Origin of the sequence: Streptomyces lincolnensis (assembly GCF_001685355.1) — a bacterium.
In the GTDB taxonomy this organism is placed as follows: Bacteria; Actinomycetota; Actinomycetes; order Streptomycetales; family Streptomycetaceae; genus Streptomyces; species Streptomyces lincolnensis.
Map to the genome: position 1 here is coordinate 2307841 of NZ_CP016438.1, position 24828 is coordinate 2332668.

23 protein-coding genes are annotated in these 24828 nt (G+C 71.7%); 9 read left to right on the top strand and 14 right to left on the bottom strand.

Going from position 1 to position 24828, the window contains the following annotated elements; translation table 11 throughout:
* Positions 1 to 774 carry an SDR family oxidoreductase gene (locus SLINC_RS10215; RefSeq protein WP_067429672.1) on the bottom strand — a complete coding sequence of 258 codons (774 nt, stop codon included), beginning with the start codon at positions 772 to 774 and terminating at the stop codon, positions 1 to 3.
* Between the two features lie 197 nt (positions 775 to 971).
* On the opposite strand from SLINC_RS10215, the gene SLINC_RS10220 reads away from it, so the two are divergent.
* Complete coding sequence (locus tag SLINC_RS10220) at positions 972 to 2207, top strand: exo-beta-N-acetylmuramidase NamZ family protein (RefSeq protein WP_067429675.1); 1236 nt, start codon at positions 972 to 974, stop codon at positions 2205 to 2207.
* A gap of 143 nt (positions 2208 to 2350) precedes the next feature.
* The gene (locus tag SLINC_RS10225; RefSeq protein ID WP_067429678.1) at positions 2351 to 3694 is read left to right on the top strand and encodes a serine-threonine protein kinase; all 1344 of its coding nucleotides are present in this window, start codon (positions 2351 to 2353) and stop codon (positions 3692 to 3694) included.
* Positions 3695 to 3716: 22 nt separating this feature from the next.
* Here SLINC_RS10225 and SLINC_RS10230 read toward each other — a convergent pair whose 3' ends face one another.
* The gene (locus SLINC_RS10230) at positions 3717 to 6503 is read right to left on the bottom strand and encodes a penicillin acylase family protein (protein WP_067429681.1); all 2787 of its coding nucleotides are present in this window, start codon (positions 6501 to 6503) and stop codon (positions 3717 to 3719) included.
* A 232-nt stretch (positions 6504 to 6735) separates the two neighbouring features.
* Between SLINC_RS10230 and SLINC_RS10235 the strand changes: the two genes are divergently transcribed.
* Both SLINC_RS10235 and SLINC_RS10240 read left to right on the top strand, forming a co-directional pair.
* Positions 6736 to 7338, top strand: coding sequence for a hypothetical protein (locus SLINC_RS10235; RefSeq protein WP_067429683.1), 603 nt, complete (start codon positions 6736 to 6738; stop codon positions 7336 to 7338).
* A 174-nt stretch (positions 7339 to 7512) separates the two neighbouring features.
* On the top strand, positions 7513 to 8244 hold the full coding sequence (locus tag SLINC_RS10240) for a 3-keto-5-aminohexanoate cleavage protein (protein WP_067429685.1): 732 nt from the start codon (positions 7513 to 7515) through the stop codon (positions 8242 to 8244).
* On the opposite strand, the gene SLINC_RS10245 is transcribed toward SLINC_RS10240, so the two are convergent.
* Positions 8190 to 8924, bottom strand: a complete 735-nt coding sequence (locus tag SLINC_RS10245; protein ID WP_067429687.1) for a hypothetical protein — start codon at positions 8922 to 8924, stop codon at positions 8190 to 8192. The two genes, SLINC_RS10240 and SLINC_RS10245, sit on opposite strands and share 55 nt — an antisense overlap.
* Before the next feature lie 158 nt (positions 8925 to 9082).
* Here SLINC_RS10245 and SLINC_RS10250 point away from each other — a divergent pair, with 158 nt between their 5' ends.
* Positions 9083 to 10159: an RNA ligase (ATP) gene (locus SLINC_RS10250; RefSeq protein WP_067429690.1), complete on the top strand. Its 1077-nt coding sequence runs from the start codon at positions 9083 to 9085 to the stop codon at positions 10157 to 10159.
* 51 nt (positions 10160 to 10210) lie between these two features.
* Here the strand turns inward: SLINC_RS10250 and soxR are convergent, their stop codons facing one another.
* On the bottom strand, positions 10211 to 10687 hold the full coding sequence (gene soxR / locus SLINC_RS10255) for a redox-sensitive transcriptional activator SoxR (RefSeq protein WP_067429693.1): 477 nt from the start codon (positions 10685 to 10687) through the stop codon (positions 10211 to 10213).
* 105 nt (positions 10688 to 10792) lie between these two features.
* Between soxR and SLINC_RS10260 the strand changes: the two genes are divergently transcribed.
* Complete coding sequence (locus SLINC_RS10260) at positions 10793 to 11254, top strand: MaoC family dehydratase (protein ID WP_067429696.1); 462 nt, start codon at positions 10793 to 10795, stop codon at positions 11252 to 11254.
* A 29-nt stretch (positions 11255 to 11283) separates the two neighbouring features.
* Here the strand turns inward: SLINC_RS10260 and SLINC_RS10265 are convergent, their stop codons facing one another.
* The 3 genes from SLINC_RS10265 to SLINC_RS10275 form a co-directional block, all read right to left on the bottom strand.
* Complete coding sequence (locus SLINC_RS10265; RefSeq protein WP_067429700.1) at positions 11284 to 11913, bottom strand: TetR/AcrR family transcriptional regulator; 630 nt, start codon at positions 11911 to 11913, stop codon at positions 11284 to 11286.
* 73 nt (positions 11914 to 11986) lie between these two features.
* On the bottom strand, positions 11987 to 12235 hold the full coding sequence (locus SLINC_RS10270) for a YiaA/YiaB family inner membrane protein (protein WP_067429703.1): 249 nt from the start codon (positions 12233 to 12235) through the stop codon (positions 11987 to 11989).
* A gap of 59 nt (positions 12236 to 12294) precedes the next feature.
* Complete coding sequence (locus SLINC_RS10275) at positions 12295 to 13449, bottom strand: acyl-CoA dehydrogenase family protein (RefSeq protein ID WP_067429706.1); 1155 nt, start codon at positions 13447 to 13449, stop codon at positions 12295 to 12297.
* Positions 13450 to 13515: 66 nt separating this feature from the next.
* Here SLINC_RS10275 and SLINC_RS10280 point away from each other — a divergent pair, with 66 nt between their 5' ends.
* From SLINC_RS10280 to SLINC_RS10290, 3 genes are all read left to right on the top strand, one after another.
* On the top strand, positions 13516 to 14166 hold the full coding sequence (locus SLINC_RS10280) for a TetR/AcrR family transcriptional regulator (RefSeq protein WP_182449153.1): 651 nt from the start codon (positions 13516 to 13518) through the stop codon (positions 14164 to 14166).
* 54 nt (positions 14167 to 14220) lie between these two features.
* Positions 14221 to 14931: an ArsR/SmtB family transcription factor gene (locus SLINC_RS10285; protein ID WP_067445195.1), complete on the top strand. Its 711-nt coding sequence runs from the start codon at positions 14221 to 14223 to the stop codon at positions 14929 to 14931.
* A 112-nt stretch (positions 14932 to 15043) separates the two neighbouring features.
* Positions 15044 to 15982, top strand: coding sequence for a DMT family transporter (locus tag SLINC_RS10290; RefSeq protein WP_067429717.1), 939 nt, complete (start codon positions 15044 to 15046; stop codon positions 15980 to 15982).
* Here SLINC_RS10290 and SLINC_RS10295 read toward each other — a convergent pair.
* The 7 genes from SLINC_RS10295 to SLINC_RS10325 all read right to left on the bottom strand — a co-directional run bounded on the left by SLINC_RS10295 (position 15974) and on the right by SLINC_RS10325 (position 24737).
* Positions 15974 to 17296 carry an MFS transporter gene (locus tag SLINC_RS10295; protein WP_067429720.1) on the bottom strand — a complete coding sequence of 441 codons (1323 nt, stop codon included), beginning with the start codon at positions 17294 to 17296 and terminating at the stop codon, positions 15974 to 15976. The genes SLINC_RS10290 and SLINC_RS10295 overlap by 9 nt on opposite strands.
* A gap of 167 nt (positions 17297 to 17463) precedes the next feature.
* Positions 17464 to 18543, bottom strand: coding sequence for a Zn-dependent alcohol dehydrogenase (locus SLINC_RS10300; protein WP_067429723.1), 1080 nt, complete (start codon positions 18541 to 18543; stop codon positions 17464 to 17466).
* 11 nt (positions 18544 to 18554) lie between these two features.
* Entirely contained in the window at positions 18555 to 19943 is a 1389-nt protein-coding gene (locus SLINC_RS10305) for an aldehyde dehydrogenase family protein (RefSeq protein WP_067429726.1), read from the bottom strand.
* A 90-nt stretch (positions 19944 to 20033) separates the two neighbouring features.
* A complete protein-coding gene (locus SLINC_RS10310; RefSeq protein ID WP_067429729.1) occupies positions 20034 to 20489 on the bottom strand; it encodes a DUF3574 domain-containing protein in 456 nt (151 codons plus the stop codon).
* 54 nt (positions 20490 to 20543) lie between these two features.
* The gene (locus SLINC_RS10315; RefSeq protein WP_067429732.1) at positions 20544 to 21884 is read right to left on the bottom strand and encodes an ABC transporter ATP-binding protein; all 1341 of its coding nucleotides are present in this window, start codon (positions 21882 to 21884) and stop codon (positions 20544 to 20546) included.
* A 148-nt stretch (positions 21885 to 22032) separates the two neighbouring features.
* A complete protein-coding gene (locus tag SLINC_RS10320; RefSeq protein WP_067445197.1) occupies positions 22033 to 23289 on the bottom strand; it encodes an MFS transporter in 1257 nt (418 codons plus the stop codon).
* A 20-nt stretch (positions 23290 to 23309) separates the two neighbouring features.
* The gene (locus SLINC_RS10325; protein WP_067429735.1) at positions 23310 to 24737 is read right to left on the bottom strand and encodes a CitMHS family transporter; all 1428 of its coding nucleotides are present in this window, start codon (positions 24735 to 24737) and stop codon (positions 23310 to 23312) included.
* Positions 24738 to 24828: the final 91 nt, after the last annotated feature.

A 24828-nucleotide genomic window follows, 5' to 3' on the forward strand; every position in this document is an offset into this window, starting at 1 on the left:
TCACCGGGCCTCCTCCCACTTGGTCTGGATGTGGTTCATGCTCGCCAGCCAGTGGTCGGGATCGGCCGCCCGGGCCCGGTAGTACCCGGCCACCTCCGGATGCGGCAGGATCAGGAACCGGTCCTCCTCGATCCCCCGGAACAGTGCCCGGGCGACGTCCTCCGGCTCGACGGCCGTCGGCTTCAGCACCAGGTCGCCCGCGCTTCCGGTCGCCGCCAGCATGTCGGTGCGCACCCCCTGCGGACAGATCGCGTGCACCTTCAGCCCCCGGTGCCGGTACGTCAGCGCCAGATACTCGGCGAAGGCGTACGCCCCGTGCTTGGTCACGCTGTAGGGCGCGGCCCCGATCATGGTGAGCAGCCCGGCCGCCGACACCGTCGACACGAACCGCCCGCTGCCCCGCTCCAGCCAGCCCGGAAGCAGCGCGTGGGCGGCCCGGACGTGCGCCATGACGTTCACGTCCCAGGAGGCCGCCCAGACGTTCTCGTCGAGGGGCCTGTCGGCGTTCCCGCCCTCGAAGGCGACCCCGGCGTTGGCGCAGTAGACGTCGACGGTCCCGCCGAGCGCCTCGCTCGCCTCCCCGACGATCGCGGAGGCGTCCCCGGGGACGGCGATCCCCCCGATCTCCTCGGCCACGGCCTTCGCCCGTCCCGCGTCCAGGTCATTGACGACGACCCGGGCCCCTTCGGCGGCGAACCGACGGGCCAGAGCAGCCCCGATCCCGCCTCCCGCCCCGGTGACGACCACTCCCGCACCCTGCACGGCTTCCACCATCGGTCTCCTTCGACGCGATACGGCTCCGGTCCCCCGCCGTCGCCAGACTAACCGGTCGGTATGTGCGAGGAAAGGGGCTACTGCGTCACCCTCGGGGGCGCGGGGCTGTATCGATCTGCGGCTCCGCCGCGTGGGCGCGACAAGCCACGACGGCGCCGCAGCTTCCCCACAACTTGCGGGAGCAATACCGTGCCCCCATGCGCCCATCCAGACGAGCCCTCCTCGCGGCGACAACGGCAGCAGCACTCACCTCGACCTCCGGAGCAACCGCAGCCGGCCGCCCCCGACAATTCCGCACCGGCTTCGAGAACCTCACCGCGACCGGCTATGAATCCCTCAGCGGCCAGCGGGTCGGAATCGTCACCAACCCCACCGGCGTCACCCGGGACGTCCGCCACATCGTCGACATCATGCACGCGGACGACCGGGTCGACCTCATCGCCGTCTTCGGCCCCGAGCACGGATTCCGCGGCACCGCCCAGGCCGGTGGCTCCGAGGGCCGCTACGACGACCCGGCGACGGGCCTGCCCGTCTACGACACGTACCTCAAGAGCGGCCGCGCCCTCGCCGACATCTTCACCGCCTCCGGCGTGGACACGATCGTCTTCGACATCCAGGACGTCGGCGCCCGCTTCTACACGTACATCTGGACCCTGTACGACTGCATGGAGTCGGCCCAGTTGGCGGGCAGACGCTTCGTCGTCCTGGACCGCCCCAACCCCGTCACCGGCCGCGCGGCACTCGGCCCCGTCCTGCACAAGGAGTTCGCCACCTTCGTGGGACGGCAGCCGATCGCGCAGGCGCACGGGATGACGGCCGCCGAGCTGGCACGGCTGTTCAACGGGGAGTTCCTGACCGCGCCGGTGGACCTGGGCACCGTGGCGATGACCGGCTGGAAGCGGTCGCAGTGGTACGACGAGACCGCGCTGCCCTGGGTGCCGCCGAGCCCGAACATGCCGACGCCCGACACCGCCCTGGTGTACTCGGGGACGTGTCTGTTCGAGGGCACCAACCTGTCGGAGGGGCGCGGGACGACCCGGCCCTTCGAACTGCTCGGCGCGGAGGGCGTCGACGGGCGGTGGGCGGCCGCGGCGAACGACCTCGCGCTGCCCGGGGTGCACTTCAGGGAGGCGTACTTCGCGCCGACCTTCTCCAAGTTCCAGGGGAAGACGGTCGGCGGTGTGCAGGTCCATGTGCACGACCGGGACGCCTACGACCCGGTCCGTGCGGGGATCGCCCTGCTGGTGACCGCCAGGAGGGTGTGGAGCGGCTTCGCCTGGCGCCCGGACCACTGGATCGACAGGCTGACGGGATCCACGCTGGTGCGCACGATGATCGACGCCGGCGCGGACGCCGACGAGGTGGTGGCCGCCTGGCAGCAGGAGCTGGCCGCGTTCCGCGCGACGCGCCGGAAGTACCTCCTGTACCGATGAGACACGCGGACGAGTCCTGCCGGTGAGTCACACGGATGAGTCACACGGATGAGTGACGACTGAGCCACGACGTCTGGCCAAGTTCCCCCGTCGGCAGGACGATGCGCCCATATCGCATCACTTCGGGGGCAAGGGGGATCGTCATGGCGGAACCGACGATGAGCGTGACGCCGTACTGGGAGCTGACGTTCGACGCGGACGGGGATCCGGACGGCGGGCGACGGGACAGGCTGCTCGCGGGCGTGGTGCAGCACAAGGTCCGTGATCTGGTCGTCTTCGCGCACGGCTGGAACAGCGACCGCTCGGGCGCGACCCGCCTCTACAGCCGCTTCTTCGCGCCGTTCCCTGCGCTCGCCCCGACGGGGAAGCTCGGGTACGTCGGTGTGGTGTGGCCGTCGATGCGGTTCTCGGACGAGCCGATCCCGGACTTCCCGCGGTCCGTGGCCGCCGAGCTCCCGCCGCGTCCGGCGCTCGACAAGGACACCCGGCACGCGCTCCTTGAGACCTTTCCCGGCCGGGCCACCGTGATCGACCGGATCGCGCGGCTGCTGGACCAGCAGCCGCGCGAGGAGGCCGAGTTGGAGGAGTTCGGGCGGCTGGTGCGGCTGCTGGTGGAGGTGGTCCCGGCCGGTCCGCAGGTGCTGTTCGCCGCGGACACCCTGGCGGAGGGCGTGCCGCAGGACGAGCCCCTGATGTTCGCGCGGCCCACGGCGGAGGTCTGCGAGGAGTTCGCGCGGGCGCTCGCCGAGACCGAATCCCCGGGCGGGACCGCGCAGTTCTCGATCCCCAACCCGTGGCACGGCGGGCACGAACTGCTGCGGCAGGCGACGTACTACGCGATGAAGCGGCGCGCGGGGACGGTCGGCGAGCGCGGACTCGGCCGAGTGATCGGCCAGCTCGCCGCGAAGGCGCCCGCCCTGCGGGTGCATCTGGTGGGGCACAGCTTCGGCGCGCGGCTGGTGTCGTTCGCACTGCGCGGGCTGCCGGAGGGGGTGCGGACGGTGAAGGCGGTGACCCTGCTCCAAGGGGCGTTCTCCCACTACGCGTTCGCGCCCCGGCTGCCGCACGACACGCGCGCGGGAGGCGTGCTCCAGGGGCAGCAGCTGCGGATCGACGGGCCCCTGGTGTGCTGCCACTCACGGCACGACTCGGCCCTCGGGACCATCTACCCGCTCGCCTCCCGGATGGCGGGCCACGACCGGGAGTTCCGGGACGACGACACCCCCGAGTCGGTGGCGGGCCTCGATGTGGGGCGGTCCCTGCGGACCCGGTGGGGGGCGCTCGGGTACGGCGGGGTGCAGGCGGTGCCGGGCACGCGGGCGCTCACCCTCGCGGCCGCGCTCACCGCGCAGTTGCCCGCCTCGGGGTGCGTGAACGTGGACGCGGCCGAGGTGGTCCGGCGGGGCGGGGCGCCCGCCGGCGCGCACAGCGACATCGCGCACCGGGAGCTGGCACAGCTGGTGGTGGCGGCGGGCCGCGTCCAGTGACCCGCCGCCGACCGTCGTCGGCCTACCGGTGCGAGGTGAACTCCACGACCTGCTGGTAGGTCGGCCGGTTCTGCCAGCTGATGTTGTAGTGCTTGATGCCGCCGAGGGTGCGCTGGACGATCGAGTCGGCGCACCACTGGTTGCCCGCGGCGCACAGGTCGTCGCCGGGGTAGACCTGGGCCGCGGTCCGGCCGGCCGCCTGCTTCAGCGAGCCGATCAGGACGTCCCGGCAGGCGCTGAGGCTGCCGCCGCCGCAGTACTTGCGCGCGAGCGGCCCCTGGACCGACTCACCGAGCACCGAACGGATGTCCTTGTCGACATAGCTCCACCAGCCGTACTGGAAGGAGCTTCCGGCGTGCGCCCCGGTCGGGCCGTGGGCGGCGAAGGGGGCCTCGTCGACGGGCAGGTTGGCGGTGAAGGCGGTGTACAGGTCGCTGCCGAGTCCCGGTTCGAACTCGGCCTTGACCAGCAGCGGCCACCAGGCGTCCAGGACGCGGATCGCGTCCGCGTGGGCGTAGGTCTTCGAACCGGCCGACGTCTCCGTGCGCTTGGCACCGGCCGTCACCCACGCCTGGAGCTTGGTCACGGCCGCCGCGGCCGTCGAGTCGGTCACCGGTGAGCTGGTGACGACCTTCAGCAGGTCCGGCAGGACGTCCTCCGCCCGCAGGTCGGCCAGGGCGGCGTCGGCCATGGCCTTCACCAGCTGGGCCCGGGTGACCCCGCCCGCGGCGACCAGTTTCTTCACCCGGTCGTCGAGGAGGTTGCCGCGGTGGACCGAGCCGTTGCCCCAGGGGGCGGTGGTGTAGTCCCTGGCCTGCTTGTTGTTCCAGGAGATGTAGTAGTCCTGGTCCATGGAGTGGGGGTGGGCGGAGGCCGGCGTGTACTGGGCCGTGTTGGTCGCCGGGTTCCAGTTCCGCCACTCGTACGACGGCTGCGCCCACACCGGGAACTCGGCGTCGACGCCGGTCGCGCGCACCGGGTTGTCGCCGCTGTTGTAGTACGCGGTGTGCTCGGAGTCGGCGTAGAACCAGTTGAAGGTGTAGTTGATGTGCTGCACCGCCTGCTGGAAGTCCTCGGGGCCCTTGACGTAGTCCGGGTCGTTCAGCATCTGGAAGCCGATGATCGAGTCGGCCTCGTGCAGGTAGGAGGAGCGCAGGGTGGTGTAGGCGACCTTCTTGCCGCCGACGGTGGCCCGGTACTCGACCGGCCCGTACTTGGTGCGCCAGACCCGCATCGTGTACGACCCCGCCGCGGTGCCGTCGGCCGTGGTGGGCACCCAGGCGTTCTTCCGCTCGACCTTCTCCATGGGCGTGCAGGTGCCGCGGTACAGGTAGTGGTGGTCGTCCTGGCACAGCTCGACGGCGTAGGTGTCGATGATGTCCTGGCCGGAGGTGGTGGCGCTCCACGCGTAGTCCTGGCCGCGGCCCAGCTCGACGTACATGCTCAGGCCCGCGAAGGAGGCGCCGCGGGCGCTGATGCCGGGGCCCTGGATCTCCTGGAGCATGAGCAGCTGGGGTGCGAAGTAGCCGGTCTGCGGGCCGAAGACGGCGATCGGGTTGCCGCTCGCGGTGTGCTCGCCGCTCACCACCAGGGCGTTGGACATACCGCGCTTGGCGGAGGTGACGGCCGCCTTCGCCGCCGTGGTGGAGGCGGTGGTGGCGCCGGCGGCCGCCGCGCTGCCGGTGCGGTCGTGGACGAGCTGTTCCCCGGTCACCGTGCCGGGGTCGGGCAGGGCCTCGCCCTGCGGGTCGGCGGGCTTGGTGGCGTAGGGGAAGCTGCCGTCGTGGACGGTGAGGACCGCCTCGGGGTCGTTGCGCTCGCGGAAGGACTCCCAGACCTCGGTGCCCTGGGCGACGCCGTACTTCTGCTGGGCGGCGAGCAGCGAGAGGGCGTTGTTGACCTCGCCGCCGCCTCCGGAGCCGAAGAGCGCGCCGATGACGGAGGCCAGCGCGACCAGGTCGGTGGGCTTGAAGTGGTCGATCGTGCCGGCGTTGGTGACGGAGTCCTTGTGGCCGGTCAGGACGTACTCGCCGGGGAAGTAGCGGCCGCTGTCGGAGGCGTCGATGTAGGCGTTGATACCGGCGACGTAGGCGTCGACGTCGGCGAGGGCCAGCTTGCCGCGGTCGCCGGCCGCCGCGGCCGCGCTGTCGATCTGGGCCTGGAGATCGGCCTCGGTGTAGGGGGCGCTGCGCCAGAACTGCTGCTCCAGGCCCTGGTTGGACGGGGCTCCGCCCGCGAAGGGGGTCAGCTGTCCGCGTCCCACGTGCCGGAAGACGTCCATGAGCCACAGGCGGTCCTGGGCCGCCGCATAGCCCGCGCCGAACTCCGTGCCGTATCGGGTGGTACCGGTGATGTGCGGCACACCCGTCTTCTTGTCGCGGACGATCGTCACGTCGCTGCGGCCGGCGGGCTTGAGCGTGGAGGCGACCTGATCGGCGGGGACCCCGAACGACGCGTCGTTGAAGAAGGTGTTGATGGTGGTGTCGGTGAGCGACGGGTAGCCCTTGGCCAGGTTGGCGTAGGGGCCGAGCTGGTCCTCGGCGTGCTCGGGCTGACTGCCGAACGCCTGGTTGAGCAGGATCTGCGCGAGGGTGGCGTTGCCGTTCTGGCCGGGCGGCAGGATGTCGGAACACTGGTTGCCGCAGTGGTCGTTGGCCACCGCTGCCTCCGCGGCCACCGAGGGGGCCTGGGCGAGCGGGGACAAGAGACCGGCGATCAGCGCGCATACGGATGCGGACTTCAGGAACCCGGTGAGTCTGCCGGGAGTTCTCAGTCTGTCGAGAGCGGTGCGTGAGGTGCGCCGTGACATGGCAGCTCCTACCGACGGGGGGTGAGCCGGGATGTTACCGGCGGTATCCCCGGGATTGAAGGTGAACATGCGTCACTTTTTGGAGTCGGTGCCATGGGTTATGGAGGCCATCGGAAATCGGATGGAGCCAAAAAGCTTGTCGATACGTCTATTCGTCAACGTCGCGCGAAATCCGCGCGGCGACGCCGAAGTGACCGAAGTACAGGTGCAGGTGTGACGGAGGTGCAGGGCGATGGCCGGTTTCCGGAGTCTGGCGAGACAGGTGCGCGATCCACGGTGCGATCTGGCGCTACGGCGTTACTCGCTCCGCAAGTGCCTCGAAAGGTTCGCTCCTTACGGGCACAGGGCGACCTGGGACCATTTGTGCTCCCGGGCGGGTTTCGGTCCTGAGGACCGCTCCCCCGACCCAGCGCGGCTCGTGGCCGCACTGGAGGAGTTGGAGGAGGCGCGTTCGGTCTGGCAGGCCTACGAGGTCGAGTTCGCCGAGCGGCGCAAGAAGGAGAAGCACGACGGGCTGCGCAGGCCGGGCAGCGTGGACGACTGGCACCGGCTGACCTGGGGCGGTTTCGGAGTCGCCTGGTGCGACGACCCCAGGGTCCACCCCCATCAATCGCTGGCGGAGGTACTGCGCCGGCTGATCTCCGCACTGGAGCGGGAACCGGGCTCGGAGTGCCCGGCGTGCGGCGGGGAGCGCCTCGTCTGGAAGTACGAACTGGACCACGAACCCTCCACGGGTCCGGTCTGCACGGACTGCGGAATTCTCGTGCCGCGTCCCGTGCTCACGCCCGAGGCACTGGCGGACGCCAGGCGCGGACGGCTGCTGGTGTCGGCCTGACCGAGGCCACCGCATCGACCGGACCGACCGGGCGAGCATAGGAACCGAGCGTGCGGGGGTGCGCCGGGGATGCCGCACCCCCCGACTGTTCGCTGTCGGGCCCAGGGCCCTTCCGATGGCCCTGGCCGAGTGGGGTGCCGGGCCGTTGTCCGTGGCGGCTGGCACCATCGAGTCATGGTTCAGGTGTGTCTCAACGGTTCTCGGGGAGCCGTCGACGGTGCGACGGTGCCGCTGACGCCGCAGGCGATGGCCGATTCCGCGGCCGAGGCCGTAGCCGCCGGGGCGACGGACATCCATGTCCACCCCAAGACACCGTGCGGGCGGGACACCTTGTCGCCGCGGTTCGTCGCGGACACCGTGCGGGCGCTGCGCGCGCGGGTGGCGGTGCCGGTCGGCGTGACCACGGGCGCCTGGGCGGAGCCCGACCCCGCGGCCCGCCTCGAGCGGATCCGGGACTGGACCGTGCTGCCCGACCACGCCTCGGTCAACTGGCACGAGCCGGGCGCCGAGGAGATCGCCGCCGCCCTGATCGGCCTGGGGGTCGGCGTGGAGGCGGGCATCTGGTCCGGGACGGACGGGGCGGCCCGGTTCGCCGTCTCTCCCCTGCGTTCCAAAGTGCTGCGCGTGCTCGCGGAGGTGACGGACACCTCGCCCGACACGGCCGAGAACACCGCGCGGATCCTGCTGACCGACCTGGGCCATGCCCTCCCCCGCCGGCCCGTCCTCCTGCACGGCGAGGACGGCGGCGCATGGCCGGTGCTCCGGCTGGCCGGCCGGCTCGGCCTCGCGACCCGCATCGGACTGGAGGACACCCTGCTGCTGCCGGACGGGGAACGGGCGCTGTCCAACACTCAGTTGGTGGCCGGTGCGCTGTCCCAGTACGGATCGGCCCAGCGCCGGTCATAGGGCAGGGCGAGCAGCTCGGCCCGGGTCGCCAGATCGGTCTCGCCCTGGGCACGCAGCCGGACGGCACCGGGACCGGCCAGCCAGGAGCGCAGGTCCGCGACACCGGCGTCCTCGCTGTCGTGGTACCACCAGGTGAACGGGGAGGAATCGCTCAGCAGGTCGTAGAGCCAGACGTCGGCGCAGTGGGCGAGGTGCGCGTCGGCGACCGGCCCACGGCTCCATCGGTCGAGGAACGGGACCACCGTCCGGGCGATGGTGGCGCAGGTGGCGAAGATGTCGTCGATGCCGTACGGCGGCTCGGGCGAGGTGAGGGCGTGGTGCCACCAGGCATCGAGGAACGCCTCGATCGCGGCGGCCTGCTCGGCCGGCCAGGACCGCCAGTCCACCCGGGACAGCCCGTGGGCTCCGTAGCCGATCGAGCCCAGGCTGCCGTCGGCCATGGCCCGCGCGGCCGGTGGCAGCAGGCGCCGCATCGAGGCCGCGTGGTCGTCGAAGTGGTCGGGCACCTCGAAGAGGTAGTACCGCACGACGTCCACGGGCACCCGCACGTGGGGCGTGCGCAGATACGCGGTCTCCTCGGGCGCGTGGCAGTAACCGCAGCCGGTCTCGTCGGCGCTCACGCATCCGTCGAAGACGGTGTCGATGTCCGCGAGGGCGGCGTCAAGGGTGATTGGGGACATGGGAGTCGGTCCCGTCGGGACTCCGTGCACGGCCTGTCGGCCGACCGAAGAGCGCGACGTTACCAGCCGCTAATCCGATCGCTCCACCCCTTTCCGGTCCGCACAGTGGGAGGCGATGAGACCTGCCCGAGGAACTCCCTGAACGATGAGGTGTCCCCATGTCGACGCTCCGCGTCACCGCCGAAGTGCTGACCGTCCACGAGCATCCCGACGCCGACGCGCTCGAACTGGCCCAGGTGGGCCTGTACCGGGCCGTCGTCGCCAAGGGCGCGTACCGCACCGGCGAGGCCGCCGTGTACATCCCCGAGCAGTCGGTGCTGCCGGCCGCGCTGATCGAGGAACTGGGGCTGACCGGGCGGCTCGCGGGCGGGAAGTCCGACCGGGTGAAGGCGGTGCGGCTGCGCGGTGAGCTGTCGCAGGGGATCGTCTGCCGGCCGCGGGCGCTGGCCGACGTGGACCTGGTACGCGCGGCGGCGGACGGCACGGACTTCGCGGAGCGGCTCGGGATCACGAAGTGGGTGCCGCCGATCCCGCCGACCATGAGCGGCGACGTCGAGGCCGCGTCCGATCTGCTGCCGTGGGTCGACGTCGAGAACATCCAGCGCTACCCGGACATCCTCACCCCGGGTGAGCCGGTCGTGCTGACCGAGAAGCTGCACGGCTCGGCCTGCCTGCTGACGTACGTCGCCGACGAGAAACGGGTGTACGTCTCCTCCAAGGGTTTCGGGTCCAAGTCCCTGGCGCTGAAGGAGGACCCGCGCAATCTGTACTGGCGGGCGGTGCGGGGGCACGGGGTCGCCGAGGCCGCGGCCGTGCTCGCCGACCGGCTGGGCGCACGGCGCGTCGGGATCTTCGGGGAGGTGTTCGGCGCGGGCGTGCAGGACCTGACCTACGGCGCGGACGGGCGGCGGGAGTCCCTCGGGTACGCCGTGTTCGACGTGTCCGCGGACATCGGCCAGGCCGTGCGCTGGCTGGACCCGGCGGAGGTCGTCGAACTGCTCGGCGGGAAGCTGCCGTTGGTGCCCGCCGTGTACGAGGGGCCGTACGACGTCTCCCGCGTGCTGGAGCTGGCGAGCGGGCGGGAGACCATGTCGGGGCGCGAACTGCATCTGCGCGAGGGAGTTGTCGTACGGCCGGCCGGTGAGCGGTACAGCGCGGTGACCGGCGGGCGGGCGATCGCGAAGGCGGTCAGCCCCGCGTACCTGACCCGCAAGGGCGGCACGGAGTACGAGTGATCCCACCCGAGGGGCACCCGCGGCAGGGGACGGCATGCACCGGCCGTCCCCTCATCCGCGCCGCTCCCGGCTCTTTTCCACCAGCAACCGCGACCCCGCCCCCAGCCGCTCCCCGAACACGTCGTCCGGGTTGGACAGCACACATGTGTCCATGGACAGGCACCCGCACCCGATGCAGTCGGTCAGGTGGTCCCGCAACCGGTTCAACTGCTTGATGCGCTCGTCGAGTTCGGAGCGCCAGGCCTCGGAGAGGTGGGCCCAGTCCTCGCGGGTGGGGGTGCGCTCCTCGGGGAGTTGGGCGAGGGCCTCGCGGATCGTGGCGAGGGGGATGCCGACGCGCTGGGCGGCGCGGACGAAGGCGACCCGGCGCAGCGCGTCACGGGAGTAGCGGCGCTGGTTGCCCGCGGTGCGGCGGCTGCTGATCAGGCCCTTGGACTCGTAGAAGTGCAGGGCGGAGACGGCGGCGCCGCTGCGGGCGGCGAGCTGGCCGACCGTGAGTTCATGGATCTTCTCGGGAATCTGGGGCACCCCTCGAACCCTACCCAGTCACCATCCGAGGGGTCCGTTGACAGGTCCTCCCCGGCCGACCATGCTAAGCAGTCGCTTAGATTTTTGTGACAAGGAGGCCGGGACATGGCAGAGCCGAGGATCTTCACGGGCGCCGACGATCTGAAGGCGGCGGTGGGCGAGCGGTTGGGGTACACCGACTGGCTGGAGGTCGACCAGAAGCGGATCGACCTGTTCGCCGAGGCCACCGGTGACCACCAGTGGATTCACGTCGACCCGGAGAAGGCCGCCGCCGGGCCCTTCGGCACCACCATCGCGCACGGCTACCTCACCCTCTCGCTGCTACCGCTCTTCGGCCCGCAGCTGATCACGGTCGAGGGCGTGCGGATGGGCGTCAACTACGGGACGAACAAGGTCCGTTTCCCCGCCCCGGTCCCGGTCGGCTCCCGGCTGCGCGCCACCGCCACGATCACGGGTGTCGACGACGTCAGCGGCGGCGTCCAGGTCACCGTCGCGTTCACGGTGGAGCGCGAGGGCGGCGACAAGCCGGTGTGCGTCGCCGAGTCGGTGTCCCGGTACTACCTCTAGGTGTGCTGTCCGGACAGCACACCCAGGCGCTACTTGCCCGCCGCCCCCACCATCCGCAGCACGAGGTCGGCGTAGAGCGCGCCGACCTCGTCGGGCGTCCAGGGGCCGTCGACGTTGAACCAGCGGGCCACGTCGATGCAGAGCGAGAGAATGGCGAGCGTGGTGCCCTTGACGTCCAGGACGTCGAACTCGCCGGACGCCACGCCCTCTTCGACGATCCCTCGCACCTCGGCGTCGCACTGCCGCCGCAGGGCGAGGATCTCCTCACGGGCGTCCGGGCCGAGCGAGTCCAGTTCGTACTGCACGACCCGTGCCGTGGTGCGGCCGCCGGCGTGCCAGCGGACGAAGGAGCTCACGGCGTCGGCGAGCCGCTCGGCCGCGGAGCCCTCACGGCGGGCCGCCACCCGCAGGATCTCCAGGGCCTTCTCGTGGCCGATCCTGCTGATGCGGTGGAGGAGCTCCTCCTTGGTCTTGTAGTGGATGTAGAGCGCGGCCGGGCTCATCCCGGCGCGACCCGCGATGTCACGGGTCGTCGTGGCGTGGTAGCCCCGCTCGGCGAAAGCCTCCACCGCGGCAATGAGCAGCCGCCGCGCCGCGTCGGGCGTGACCTCGCCCCACGCCGACGTCTCGCCGCCGGCCGTCTCCTCCGCCGTACTCATCGCTCTCTGGCCCCTCTCGCTGGCAGGAGCACCACCATACCGCCGAAGGTGAGCGACCGCTTAGAGTGCCCGCTCAGAGCTTTTCGAACGGGTGGTAGGACTGCTGTGCCGTCGCCTCCTGGCGGTCCCGGATCACCTTGGAGAGGGTGAAGGCGGAGGTCACCAGGTACAGGACGGCGATGGCGAGGAAGGCCCGCACCCAGGCGTCCGCGCCGAGCTTGAAGATGCCGATGGCGGTCGCGGCCATGGCGATGGAGAAGGACGCCACGGCCTGGCCGTAGAAGGCGGCGGTGTTCTGCTGCTTGCCCGGTGTGTCACTCATGGGGTCGAGTCTCGGCGGACGTGGGCCGCGCCACATCCGTGCAGATACTCAGACGGTACTCAGAAGGCCGAGACCCCGGTCAGCGCCCGCCCGATGACCAGCTTCTGGATCTGGCTGGTGCCCTCGTAGAGGGTCATCACCCGGGCGTCCCGCAGCAGTTTGCCCGCCGGGTACTCGTCGATGTAGCCGTAGCCGCCGAAGACCTGGAGGGCGTTGTTGGCGGCGCGGACCGCGGCCTCCGAGGCGAACAGCTTGGCCTTGGAGGACTCGGTGGCGAAGGGCAGGCCGCGGTCGATCAGGTCGGCGACCCGCCAGGTGAGCAGGCGGGCCGCGTCCACGTCGACGGCGATGTCGCTGATCAGTTCCTGCACCAGCTGGTGTCCCGCGATCGGCTTGCCGAACTGCTCCCGCTCCCCCGCGTACCGCACCGCCGCGTCCAGGGCGGCCTGGGCGATGCCCACACAGCCCGCCGCCACCGACATCCGCCCCTTGGCGAGGGCGGACATGGCCACCGAGAAGCCCTTGCCCTCCTCCCCCAGCAGCGCGGAGGCGGGGACGCGCACGTTCTCCAGGGTCAGCTCCGCCGTCGCCTGGCCGCGCAGGCCGAGCTTGCCGTGGACGGTGCGGCGGGTCAGGCCGGGTGTGCCGGTGGGCACGAGGAAGGCGGAGACGCCCTTGTGGCCCGGGGCGTCGGTGGAGCGGGCGAACAGCAGGACGACATCGGCCCAGGTGCCGTTGGTGATGAACATCTTGGCGCCGTCGATCACGTAGTCGTCGCCGTCGCGGACCGCGCGGGTGGTGAGGTTGCCGGCGTCGGAGCCGGTCCCCGGTTCGGTGAGGCCGAAGCAGCCGACCGACGCGCCGGAGGTGAGTCCCGGCAGCCAGCGCCGCTTCTGCTCCTCGCTCCCCCATCCGGCGATCGTCTTGGCGACCAGACCGAGGGAGACGGAGACGATCCCGCGCACGGAGGAGTCGCCCCGGCCCAGTTCCTCCGTCACCAGGCAGTACGCCAGGTGGTCGCCGCCGGAACCGCCGTACTCCTCGTCGATCGTCAGCCCCAGGAAGCCGACCTCGCCGAGCTTCTTCACGATCGAGCGGTCGACCTCCTCGGCGCGGTCCCAGGCGACGACATGGGGAGCGATCTCGCGGTCCACGAAGTCCTTGGCGAGCCGCCGGACGGCCTCCTGCTCCTCGCTGAGCCCCAGGCTGACCACGGGATCACCTCACTTGAAAGCCGTACATTTAAATTAGCACTGCTAGTTTCTCTGCGCAGCCCTACTATGTGCGCCATGGCCCGACCGCGCAAGCCCCTCCTCAGCACCGACCGGATCGTCGAGACGGCCCGCGGACTCGTGGACGCGGAGGGCCTCGCGGCCGTCTCCACCCGGCGGCTCGCCGCCGAACTGGGGGTCAGCGGGCCCTCGCTCTACAACCACTTCCGCACCAAGGACGAGATCCTGGAGGCCGTCGCCGACTCGGTGAGCTCCCAGGTCGACCTGTCGATGTTCGAGGACGGCCGTCACTGGCGGACCGCGCTGCACGACTGGGCCGTCTCCTACCGGGCCGCCCTGCGCGACCACCCGAACATCGTGCCGGTCCTCGCCCACGGCCCCGGCCGCCGCCCCGCCGGACTGCGCCTGGCCGACGCCGTCTACGGCGCGATGGTCGCCGCGGGCTGGCCGCCGGCCCAGGCCACCTCCATCGGCGCCCTCATGCGGTACTTCGTCATGGGCTCCGCGCTCGGCTCGTTCGCCGGCGGATTCGTGGACGACGCCAGCGCCTACGACCCCGCCGACTATCCGCACCTCGGACAGGCACACCTCCTCGCCGAGCGGCAGGAGAAGATCGACGAGCGGGCCTTCGAGACCGGGCTCAGGGCCCTGCTGGACGGACTTGCCCAGCAGTACGAGCAGGTCGGGCGCACCGCCTAGGCCCCAGGGATATTTCGGTGGGCGCCGAAGTGTTCCTGTCCCATGCTGGAACGCATGACCCCGAGGGACCCGCAGGCACCAGGACTGGCCAGGCTCGCCGCGCTGATCGCCGACGAGACCAGAGCGTCCTGTCTGCTGGCCCTGCTCGACGGGCGGGCCTGGACCGCCGGTGAGCTGGCCCGGCACGCGGGCGTCGCCGCGTCCACCCTGAGCGAGCACCTGGGCAGGCTCGTCGCGGGCGGCCTGCTCACGGAGGAACGCCAGGGGCGGCACCGCTACGTACGCCTGGCCGACCCGCGCGTGGCCCACCTGGTGGAGGACCTGGCCTCGCAGGTCGCCCCGGAGCAGGCCCGACGGCCGAGCGGCCTCAGGGAGTCGAGCGCGGGATCGGCGATGGCCCGGGGCCGCACCTGCTACGACCATCTGGCGGGCCGTCTCGGCATCACGATCACCGACGCCCTGACGGAACGCCGGCTCCTGCGCCAGGACACGGGTTTCGCCCTCACGGACGCGGGGCTGGAATGGTTCGCGACCACCGGTATCCCCCTCGACCGCAAGGGCCGCCGCCCCGTGGCCCGCGCCTGCCTCGACTGGACGGAACGCCGCCCCCACCTCGCGGGGGTCGCGGGCGCGGCCCTGTGCCGGCACGCCTTCGACGAGGGCTGGTGCGTACGCATCGGCACCGAGCGCGCGGTGAAGGTGACGGCAGCGGGCGAGCAGGCCCTGTCGGAACTGCTGGGAGTGGACGGAGCGGCGCTGCGCTAGACGCGCCCCTTCAGAGGCGCGGTCGGCGGGACCGCGCGAGAAACCCCACCCGGCCGGCGCCCCGTCCGCATCCCGCCAGTGCCCGCACCCCGCCCTCCCTAGCCTCTGGAGCATGATGCACGCCTCCCGCCGTACCGAACTCCTGGCCGCCGGTGCCGCCACCGTCACCGTCGTCCTGTGGGCGTCCGCCTTCGTCTCGATCCGCAGCGCGGGCGCCGCGTACTCACCGGGCGCCCTCGCGCTGGGACGGCTCCTGGCCGGAGGACTGGCACTGGGAGCGATCTGCCTCCTGCGCAGGGAAGGTCTGCCGCCCCGCTCCGCATGGCGGGGCATCGCGGTCTCGGGGGTGCTCTGGTTCGGCCTGTACATGGTGGCCCTGAACTGGGGCGAACAGCTGGTGGACGCGGGGACGGCGGCCCTGGTGGTGAACATCGGCCCGATCCTCATCGCCCTGCTCGGCGCCCGACTGCTGGGCGACGCGATGCCGCCGCGCCTGCTGGCGGGCATGGCGGTGTCGTTCGCGGGCGCCGTCGCGGTGGGTCTGTCGATGTCGGACCACGGCGGCTCGTCGGTCCTCGGCGTCGCGCTGTGTCTGCTCGCCGCGGTCGGGTACGCCGGCGGTGTCGTGGCGCAGAAGCCGGCCCTGGAGCGGGCGAGCGCGCTCCAGATGACGACGTTCGGGTGTCTGGTCGGCGCCGTGATGTGCCTGCCGTTCGCCGGGCAGCTGGTGTCGGAGGCGGCGAGGGCGCCGGCCTCCGCGACGCTCAACATGGTGTACCTGGGCGTGTTCCCGACCGCGCTGGCCTTCACGACCTGGGCGTACGCCCTCGCCCGGACGACCGCGAGCCGGATGGGGGCGACCACGTACGCGGTGCCCGCGCTGGTCGTGCTGATGTCGTGGCTGGTGCTGGACGAGGTGCCCGGCCCGCTCACGCTGGCCGGTGGGGCGTTGTGCCTGGCCGGGGTGGCGGTGTCGCGGTCCCGGCGGCGGGCCGCGGAGCCGGAGGTCGCTCCGGAGCCGCGGCCCGCGAAGGCGTCGGACTCAGTGTGAACGCGACCGGTCGGCCAGGACCTTGATGGAGACCAGGGCGATCACCGACAGCACGATGATGTAGCCGGACACCGCCATCGAGGTTCCGGTCGCCTCCAGGAGCAGCACCATCATGAAGGGCGCGAGCCCGCCGCCGAGCACCGCGGCGATCTGGTAGCCGAGCGAGGCGCCGGTGTAGCGCATCTCGGGCGTGAACAGCTCGGCGAACAGGGCGGCTTGAGGGCCGTACATGATGCTGAGGAAGCAGCTGGCGACGAAGGTCCCGACGGCGAGCCACAGCAGCGAGCCGGTGTCGATGAGCAGGAACAGCGGGACGGCCCACAGGGCGATGCCGGCCGCGCCGATCGCGTAGATCCGGATCCGGCCGAGGCGGTCGGAGAGCGCGGCGGCGGCCGGGATCAGGATCAGCTGGGTGAGGCTGACGCACAGCGAGACGGTGAGGACCGCGCTCTTCCTCATGTCGAGTTCGCGGGTCGTGTAGTCGAGGACACCGGTGATCAGGATGTAGAAGGTCGCGGTGTTCACGGCGAAGGAGCCGCCGGCCAGGAGCACGGTGCCCAGGTGGTGCCGGAGGATCGTGCGCAGCGGGGAGCTCTGGTCACCCTTCTCCTGCTGCGCCAACTGCTGTTCGGCCTGCCGGAATTCGGGGGTCTCCTCGACCCGGGTGTGGATGTACCAGGCGAGCCCGAGGACGACCAGGCCGATCAGGAACGGCACCCGCCAGCCCCAGGCGGCGAACTCGGTGTCCGTGGTGGAGGCCCCGGCGAGCAGGAAGACGGTGTTGGCGGTCACCACGCCGATGGGGACGCCGAGTTGGACGACGCTGCCGTAGACACCGCGCTTGCCCTCGGGGGCGTACTCGGTGGCCAGCAGCATCGCGCCGCCCCACTGGGCGCCGACGGCGATGCCCTGGAGGACGCGCAGGGCGACCAGCAGGATCGGGGCGGCGACGCCGATGGTGTCGTACGTCGGCAGCAGGCCGATGCCGGTGGTGGCCAGGCCCATGAGGGTGAGCGCGAGGACCAGCATCGGCTTGCGGCCGCGCTTGTCGCCGAGGTGGCCGGCGACGATGCCGCCGAGCGGGCGGGCGAGGAAGCCCACCGCGAAGGTGGCGAAGGAGGCGAGGACGCCTGCGGTGGAGCTGCCCGCCGGGAAGTACAGGTCGCCGAGGACGAGGGCGGCGGCTATGCCGAAGACGAAGTAGTCGTACCACTCGACGGCGGAGGCGAGCGCCGCCGCGGTGGCCACACGACGCCGGTTCACCGGGGGGAGGGCGGTGCCGGGGAGGGAGGGAGCGGAGGGGGCCATGTCCATGCGTGCACGCTCCGTTGGGTGCGAGGGGACGTTGGCGGCGAACATACTGACCGGACGGTATGGGGTCAACGGGTGGGCGGGAAGGTTGCCCGGAGCACCTGAGGGGCTCCGGGGCTTCGTGTGTCGCGCGTGGGGCTCAGAGGAGGCTCAGGGGCTCCGAGAGCGGCTCAGAACACCACCAGCGCCCGGCCGCCCTTGCCCGCCAGCATGTTCTCGAACGCGGCCGGGATGCCCTCCAGCGCGATCCGCTCCGTCACCAGCGCGCCCAGGTCCAGGCGGCCCGCCCGGACGTGCCCGGCGAGCACCGGCAGGTCCTCGGCCGGGTCGGCGTTGCCGTACACGCAGCCGGACAGGGTGCGGCCCCAGTGGAAGATCTCCAGGGCGTTGAAGGTGACCTGCTGGTCCTTGCCGCCGATGCCGACGACCGTGGTGCGGCCGCCGCGGCGGGTGGAGTCCCAGGCCGTGCGGATGGTGCTCGCGCGGCCCACGCACTCGACGGCGACATCGACGCCCTGCTTGCCGGTCAGGGCCCGGATCTCGCGTGCGGTGGTCTCGGAGGCGATCACGTAGTCGGTGGCTCCCGCGGCGCGTGCCAGCTCCTCCTTCGCCGGCGAGACGTCGACCGCGACGATCCGTGAGGCGCCCGCGATCCGGGCCGCCTGGAGGGCCGCCAGGCCCACTCCCCCGACGCCGTACACCGCGACCGTCTCGCCCTCGCGGACGCGCGCCGCGTGGTGGACGGCTCCGTAGCCGGTGAGGACCGCGCAGCCCAGCAGCGCCGCGTCGGTGAGGGGGATGCCCTCGGGGAGCGGCAGGACGCAGGAGGCCGGGACGACCGTCTCCTCGGCGAACGCGGCGACGTTCAGGCCGGGATGGAGGTCGGTGCCCGTCGCCGTGCGGGCGTAGACGTCCGCGGCGCCGTTCAGCGCGTTGGCGCACAGCCAGACCTCGCCGAGCGAGCAGGCGTGGCAACCGCCGCAGGACGGCGCCCAGTTGAGGACGACCTCGGCGCCGGGGCGGACACCGGTGACGCCCTCGCCGACCGCGAGGACCGTGCCCGCGCCCTCGTGGCCGAGGACGGCGGGGACGGGCACGCGCATGGTGCCGTTGGACAGGGACAGGTCGGAGTGGCAGACGCCGGCGGCGGCGAGCCGGACCCGGACCTGCCCGGGGCCGGGATCCGGCAGGTCGATCTCGGCGATCTCCAGGGGAGCGCCCACGGCGGGAAGGACGGCGGCACGGACCACGGGAGGGCTCCTCAGAACTGGAGGGACTTGGTCTGGAGGTACTCGGCGAGGCCGTGGACGCCGAGTTCGCGGCCCACGCCCGACTGCTTGTAACCGCCGAACGGGGCACGGGGGTTGAAGCGGCCGCCGTTGATGTCGACCTGTCCGGTCTCCATGCGGCGCGCGAAGGCCACCGCCTCGGCCTCGTCGCCGGCCCAGACGGCGCCGGCGAGGCCGTAGACCGTGCCGTTGGCGATGCGCAGGGCGTCCTCCTCGTCGGTGTAGGCGAGGACGGACAGGACCGGGCCGAAGATCTCCTCCTGGGCGATGGTCATGTCGGGGGTGACGTCGGCGAAGACGGTCGGGCTGACGAAGTAGCCCCGCTCGCGCGGTGCTTCGGGTCCGCCCGCGATCAGCCGGGCGCCTTCGGCGAGCCCCTTCTCGATGTAACTCCGCACCCGTTCCCGCTGCTTGGCGTTGACGACGGGGCCGATGCGGTCGCCGTACTTCGCGGCGGCGGCCGCGGCGAGGCCGAGCGCCTCCTCGTATTGCGACGTGTGGACCAGCATGCGGGTCCAGGCGCTGCACGTCTGCCCGGAGTTGGACATCACGTTGGCGACGCCGACGTTGACGGCCTTGGCGAGGTCGGCGCTCGGCAGGATCACGTTGGCGGACTTGCCGCCCAGTTCCAGGGCGACCTTCTTGATCGCCGCACCCGCCACGGCGGCGATCTTCCGGCCGACGGCCGTGGAGCCGGTGAAGGAGACCAGGTCGACGTCCGGATGCTCGGCGAGGGCCTGTCCGGCGACCGGGCCGAGACCCGTGACGAGGTTGAAGACGCCCGCCGGGAGCCCGGCCTCGTGGACCGCCTCGGCGAAGAGCTGGGCGACGAGCGGGGTGTCCTCGGCGGGCTTGAGGACCACCGTGCAGCCCGCGGCCAGCGCGGGGGCCACCTTGGCGACGATCTGGTGGAGCGGGTAGTTCCAGGGCGTGATCGCGCCGACCACACCGACCGGCTCGTGGTGGACGGTCGAGTTGCCGACCTTCTCCTCGAAGGCGTACGCCGCCGCCAGCTCGGCGTACGAACCCGCGACGGCGATGGGCACGGCCGCGTGGACGGCCTGCGAGAACTTCAGCGGCGAGCCGAGTTCGGCGGTGACCGTCTCGGCGATCTCCTCGGCGCGGGCCGACAGGACGTCCCGGAGGGCGCCCAGGCGCGCGGCCCGGTCGGCGGGGGCGGTCGCGGCCCAGCCCGGGAGGGCGGCACGGGCGGCGCGCACGGCGGCGTCGACGTCCTCGGCGGTACCGGCCGGGACCCGGCCGAGGATCTGCTCGTCGACCGGGTTCACGACCTCGATGGTGTCCGCGCCGGCGGCGGGGCGCCATCCGCCGTCGATGTACATGCCGTCGTGTGCCTTCATCGCGCTTCCTCCGGGGCCGGGCCGTTCCGTCGTCCGGCACCTAAACTAGCGATGTTAGTTTTCCGGCGCCAGACGCTCCGGCGGACGTGATCAGAAGTCGGCCCGGGCCCGGTCGTCCACCCGGCCCACCGCCTCCTGCCCGAACGCCTTCTCGTAGGCCCGGCGGATCTCCTCGATCTTCGGGTCGTTCACGGCCGCCTTCGCCACCGGGTACAGCAGGATCAGCTCGTACGACCGCTCCTTCTCGATCACCCCGCCCGCGTCCCGCCACTGCCCGCGCCCGCTCTGCACGGTGAGCCCCTCGGGGAACTCGGGGGTGACCTCCCGGTCGACGAAGCGCGTGAACTGCGCGTCGGTGACGGCCGGACCGCCGTCGGGCCGCGCGGTGCCGAACAGCAGCCGGCTCTCGACGTACGGCTCTCCGCGCACCGGCGGGGCGGGCGGCCCGGCGGTGTCGAGGGTGGCGTACGCGGTCGGTGCGGCGACGGCCAGCAGGAGGCCGGCGGCGGTGAGAATGGCCCGGCTTCGGGTGAAGTGCACGTTCATGTCCCCATGCCTAACGGGGCCGGCCCCGCCAAGTCCCGCAGCCGCGCCGGGGATTCACCCCTCCAGGTCGGGCAGCCGGGTGGGCGCCGGGCAGATGCGTTCGCCGTGCTGGTCGAAGACGAACAGGTGGGCGATGTCCACGAGGAGGGGGACCTGCATGCCACGGCGGAGGTCGATGTCGGGGGTGGTGCGGACGACCAGGTCGCCGGGCAGACGGGTGTCCGACGGATCCGGTTCGGGTTCCGCGTCCTCCGGCTCGTCCAGCATCACCGGCGGTCCGGCGCGCAGGGCTCCGGCCCGCTCCCGGAACCGCCCCAGGACGGATCCGCCGTCCCGACGGCGGCGCCTGGACGGACGGGCGGCCGGGCGCGGGGCCTCCAGGTCCGGTACGACGGCGGGCCGGGACCCGGTGTTGAAGTGGACCAGGATCTCGTGGCCCTGGAACTCCACGTGCTCCACCAGACCGCTGATCGCCACCTCGCCGGGGCGGGCCGAGGCCGGCTTGGCCAGGCGGATCGCCTCCGAGCGCAGGCCCACGATGACCTCGCGGCCCTGCTGGACACGGAGCAACTGGTGGTCCAGGCACAGCGGTTCGGGCAGCCGTAAGGACTGCTTGCCGAGGCTGACGGTCATCGCCCCGTCGAGCGGGGCCCGGACCAGGCCGCGCAGGAGGTTGATGCGCGGAGTGCCGATGAAGGCGGCGACGAAGATGTTGCGGGGCAGGGCGTAGACCGAGCGCGGGGTGCCCAGTTGCTGGAGCACCCCGCCGCGCAGGACGGCGACCCGGTCGCCGAGCGACATGGCCTCGGCCTGGTCGTGGGTGACGTAGACCGTGGTGACACCCAGCTGCCGGGTCAGCGCGGCGATCTCGGCGCGTAAGTGGTTGCGGAGCTTGGCGTCGAGGTTGGAGAGCGGTTCGTCCATCAGGAAGGCGGACGGGTGGCGGGCGATGGCCCGGCCCATGGCCACGCGCTGGCGTTCGCCGCCGGAGAGCTGCGCGGGGAAGCGGTCGAGGAGGTCCTGGATGCCCAGCATGCGGGCGGTGGCGTCCACGCGGGGGCCCGGATCCTCGCCGGGGGCCTCGATGCGGAGCGGGAAGCCGATGTTGCCGCGGCTGGTCATGTTCGGGTACAGCGCGAAGTTCTGGAACACCATCGCCATGTGCCGTGCGGCCGGGACCAGGTCGTTGGCGTACTCCCCGTCCAGCAGCAGCTGCCCCTCGGTGATGTCCTCCAGACCGGCGATCATTCTGAGCACGGTGGACTTGCCGCAGCCGGAGGGGCCGAGCAGGACGAGGAACTCGCCGGGCTCGATGTCCATCGACAGCCGGTCCACCACGCGGACGCCCCGCGTGTAGGTCTTGCTCACGTCGTGCAGAGAGATGGCGCGTGTCATGGCAGGTGCCCCCGGGGGCTCACTGGGCGCGAGGTGCTCCGCGGTCGTGTGTGGGTGACGGAAGCTAACGGATTGTGTGAGCCCGGGGAAGGGAGTTGCCGTGGATCGGACGGTTCCGTCCAGCTGGTGAGAAACCGGACGGCCTGGTTCAGCTCGGCGGTGTCTTCGGGTGCGGCTGCGTGGGGGCTGGTCGCGCAGTTCCTCGCGCCCCTGGGTGGCGCGTCGCGTCCTTGGTGGTTCGTTCAGGTGAACGCAGCGCCACCCCCGAAGAGATCAGCAGCAGGGCGCCCAGCATCACGAACGGTGCCGCCACGCCCGCGACCCCGGCGACCAGGCCCGCCGTGGCGGGGGCGGCGACCTGGCCGAGGCGGTTGCCGGTGAGGCGGAGGGCGAGGGCTGTGGAGCGGGCGCCGTCGGGGGCGGCCTGGACGACCGTGGTCATGGACAGGGGCTGGCCCACGCCGAGGCAGAAGCCGAGGACCGCGAGCATCACGGCGAGCGCCCACACCGGCACCGGCAGGGCGACCCCCGCGCACAGCACGGCCGCCAGCAGACAGGTGACCGTCAGGAGCAGGGAGCGGCCCAGCAGGCGCAGCAGGGGTGTCAGCACCAGGCGGCAGGCGATCGTGGCCGCGGCGCGCAGGCTGAGCAGGAGGCCGATCACGGAGGGGGCGATGCCCCGGTGTTCGCCGACCACGGGAAGGTAGGCGGTGAGGATGTCGGTCGCGGAGAGCACCGCGAGGCTGACGAAGATGCCCCCGGGCACGCCCCGCGCCCGCAGGATGCGCCCGACGGGGACCCGGTCGCCCTGCTTCTCGCGGGACTTGGACGCCGTGTCGCGGTGCTCTATGCGCCACAACGACGTGAACGCGACCGCCGCGCCCGCACCCGCGACGAGCAGTGCCACCGCACTCGTGCGCGCCATGTCGGACCCGCCGATCAGCGCGCCCGCCGCGACCGGGCCGATCAGCTGGCCGAGCGAGGCGCCGATGGTGAAGTGGCCGAAGTTGCGGTCCTGTTCGTGCGGGGCGGACTGGCGGGCCACCAGGGACTGGGCGCCGATCACGAAGCAGAGGTGGCCGAGGCCCATCACCCCGCTCCAGACCGCCATCGCCCACAGGGAGTTCGCGATGCCGCTCAGGGCGCAGCCGCCGGAGATCAGGACCACGCCGGCCGGCAGCAGGGGCGCGCAGCGGCCGTGGTCGGTGCGGCGGCCCAGGGGGACCGCGGCGAACAGCGGGAGCAGGGCGTAGACCCCCGCGATGACGCCGATGGCCCGCTCGTCCGCGCCCAGCGCGAGGGCCCGGTAGGAGACGGCGGGCCGGGCCATGGACACCGCCCCCTGCGCGAAGCTGAAGGCGATGACGAGGCGGAGCAGCCAGCCGCGGTTCCCACCGGGCCTCACGACGATGTCCTCCATGACGGTCAGATGATTCCGAAGAGGATTCCTGCCCCGAGGATGATGAGGCATGTGAGCGCCGCCCACTTGACGACGAACTTGGTGTGGTCGCCGAACTCCACCTTGGCCATGCCGACCAGGACGTAGACGGCCGGGACGAGCGGGCTCGACATGTGCAGCGGCTGGCCGACCAGGGAGGCGCGGGCCATCTCCAGCGGCGTGACGCCGTGCGCCGCGCCGGCCTCGGCGAGCACCGGGAGGACACCGAAGTAGAAGCCGTCGTTCGACATGAAGTAGGTGAGCGGGAGGCTCAGGATGCCGGTGACCAGGGCCATGTGCGGGCCCATGCCCTCGGGGATGACGTCCACCATCCAGCGGGCCATGTGGTCGACCATGCCGGTGCCCTGGAGGACGCCGGTGAAGACGGCGGCGGCGAAGACCATGCCGGAGACGTTGAGGACGTTGTCCGCGTGGGCGGCCAGGCGGGCCTTCTGGTCCGGGATGTGCGGGAAGTTCACGGTGAGGGCGAGCGCGGCGCCGAGCAGGAACAGCACCGGGATCGGCAGCCACTCCATGATCATGCAGGTGAGCAGGGTGACCGTGAGCAGCGCGTTGAACCAGTAGAGCTTGGGGCGCAGGGTGGACCGGTTGGGGTCGAGGACCTGGAAGCGCTGTGCGTCGCCGGCCTCGTCGTCCTCGGCGTCGGTGCCCGAGCCGGACCCGCCGGTGGCCACCGCGCCCTTGCCCTTGCCCGTGCCGGAGGCACCGGAGCCGGCGCCGACCAGGACGGTCTCGGTCTCCTCGACCTTCTCGTCCACCAGGACCTCGCTCAGCGTGAGCACACCGAGCCGCTTGCGCTCACGCATGCCGAGCACGTACGAGAGGATGAAGACGCCGAGCAGGCCCACGGCCAGGGCCGGGATCATCGGGACGAAGATGTCGCTGGCGTCCACCTTCAGCGCGGTGGCGGCGCGGGCGGTCGGGCCGCCCCAGGGCAGGGTGTTCATCACGCCGTTGGCCATCGCGGCGACACCGGTCATCACGACCAGGCTCATCTTCAGGCGCTTGTACAGCGGGTACATCGCCGAGACGGTGATCATGAAGGTGGTCGAGCCGTCGCCGTCCAGCGAGACGATCGCGGCGAGGATCGCCGTGCCGACGACGATCCGCATCGGGTCGGCCTTCGCGAACTTCAGGATCCCGCGCACGATCGGGTCGAAGAGACCGACATCGATCATCACACCGAAGTAGACGATCGCGAACATGAGCATCGCCGCGGTGGGGGCGAGGCTGGTGACGCCTTCGATGACGTAGTCACCGAGCTTGGCGCCCTTCCCTACGAAGACGCAGAACAGTGCCGGGATCAGCACGAGCGCCGCGATCGGCGACATCTTCTTCATCATGATCAGGACCAGGAAGGTCGCGATCATGGCGAAGCCGAGGATGGTCAGCATGAGTGGATACCTAACGTTCGCCCTTGAACATCCCACCAGGGACGGCGGTGCGATGACGTTAGGTCCCGTCAAGCAGCGTTAACAAGACGTT

What these genes read in the sequence shown, in the direction of transcription:
- SLINC_RS10245 (WP_067429687.1), bottom strand. Translation starts at nt 8,924, where the DNA reads ATGTCCCCAATCACCCTTGACGCCGCCCTCGCGGACATCGACACCGTC.
- SLINC_RS10285 (WP_067445195.1), top strand. Translation starts at nt 14,221, where the DNA reads ATGACCCCGAGGGACCCGCAGGCACCAGGACTGGCCAGGCTCGCCGCG.
- SLINC_RS10250 (WP_067429690.1), top strand. Translation starts at nt 9,083, where the DNA reads ATGTCGACGCTCCGCGTCACCGCCGAAGTGCTGACCGTCCACGAGCAT.
- SLINC_RS10315 (WP_067429732.1), bottom strand. Translation starts at nt 21,884, where the DNA reads ATGACACGCGCCATCTCTCTGCACGACGTGAGCAAGACCTACACGCGG.
- SLINC_RS10310 (WP_067429729.1), bottom strand. Translation starts at nt 20,489, where the DNA reads ATGAACGTGCACTTCACCCGAAGCCGGGCCATTCTCACCGCCGCCGGC.
- SLINC_RS10215 (WP_067429672.1), bottom strand. Translation starts at nt 774, where the DNA reads ATGGTGGAAGCCGTGCAGGGTGCGGGAGTGGTCGTCACCGGGGCGGGA.
- SLINC_RS10260 (WP_067429696.1), top strand. Translation starts at nt 10,793, where the DNA reads ATGGCAGAGCCGAGGATCTTCACGGGCGCCGACGATCTGAAGGCGGCG.
- SLINC_RS10290 (WP_067429717.1), top strand. Translation starts at nt 15,044, where the DNA reads ATGATGCACGCCTCCCGCCGTACCGAACTCCTGGCCGCCGGTGCCGCC.
- SLINC_RS10280 (WP_182449153.1), top strand. Translation starts at nt 13,516, where the DNA reads ATGTGCGCCATGGCCCGACCGCGCAAGCCCCTCCTCAGCACCGACCGG.
- SLINC_RS10240 (WP_067429685.1), top strand. Translation starts at nt 7,513, where the DNA reads ATGGTTCAGGTGTGTCTCAACGGTTCTCGGGGAGCCGTCGACGGTGCG.
- SLINC_RS10235 (WP_067429683.1), top strand. Translation starts at nt 6,736, where the DNA reads ATGGCCGGTTTCCGGAGTCTGGCGAGACAGGTGCGCGATCCACGGTGC.
- SLINC_RS10265 (WP_067429700.1), bottom strand. Translation starts at nt 11,913, where the DNA reads ATGAGTACGGCGGAGGAGACGGCCGGCGGCGAGACGTCGGCGTGGGGC.
- SLINC_RS10230 (WP_067429681.1), bottom strand. Translation starts at nt 6,503, where the DNA reads ATGTCACGGCGCACCTCACGCACCGCTCTCGACAGACTGAGAACTCCC.
- SLINC_RS10225 (WP_067429678.1), top strand. Translation starts at nt 2,351, where the DNA reads ATGGCGGAACCGACGATGAGCGTGACGCCGTACTGGGAGCTGACGTTC.
- SLINC_RS10270 (WP_067429703.1), bottom strand. Translation starts at nt 12,235, where the DNA reads ATGAGTGACACACCGGGCAAGCAGCAGAACACCGCCGCCTTCTACGGC.
- SLINC_RS10220 (WP_067429675.1), top strand. Translation starts at nt 972, where the DNA reads ATGCGCCCATCCAGACGAGCCCTCCTCGCGGCGACAACGGCAGCAGCA.
- SLINC_RS10305 (WP_067429726.1), bottom strand. Translation starts at nt 19,943, where the DNA reads ATGAAGGCACACGACGGCATGTACATCGACGGCGGATGGCGCCCCGCC.
- SLINC_RS10325 (WP_067429735.1), bottom strand. Translation starts at nt 24,737, where the DNA reads ATGCTGACCATCCTCGGCTTCGCCATGATCGCGACCTTCCTGGTCCTG.
- SLINC_RS10295 (WP_067429720.1), bottom strand. Translation starts at nt 17,296, where the DNA reads ATGGACATGGCCCCCTCCGCTCCCTCCCTCCCCGGCACCGCCCTCCCC.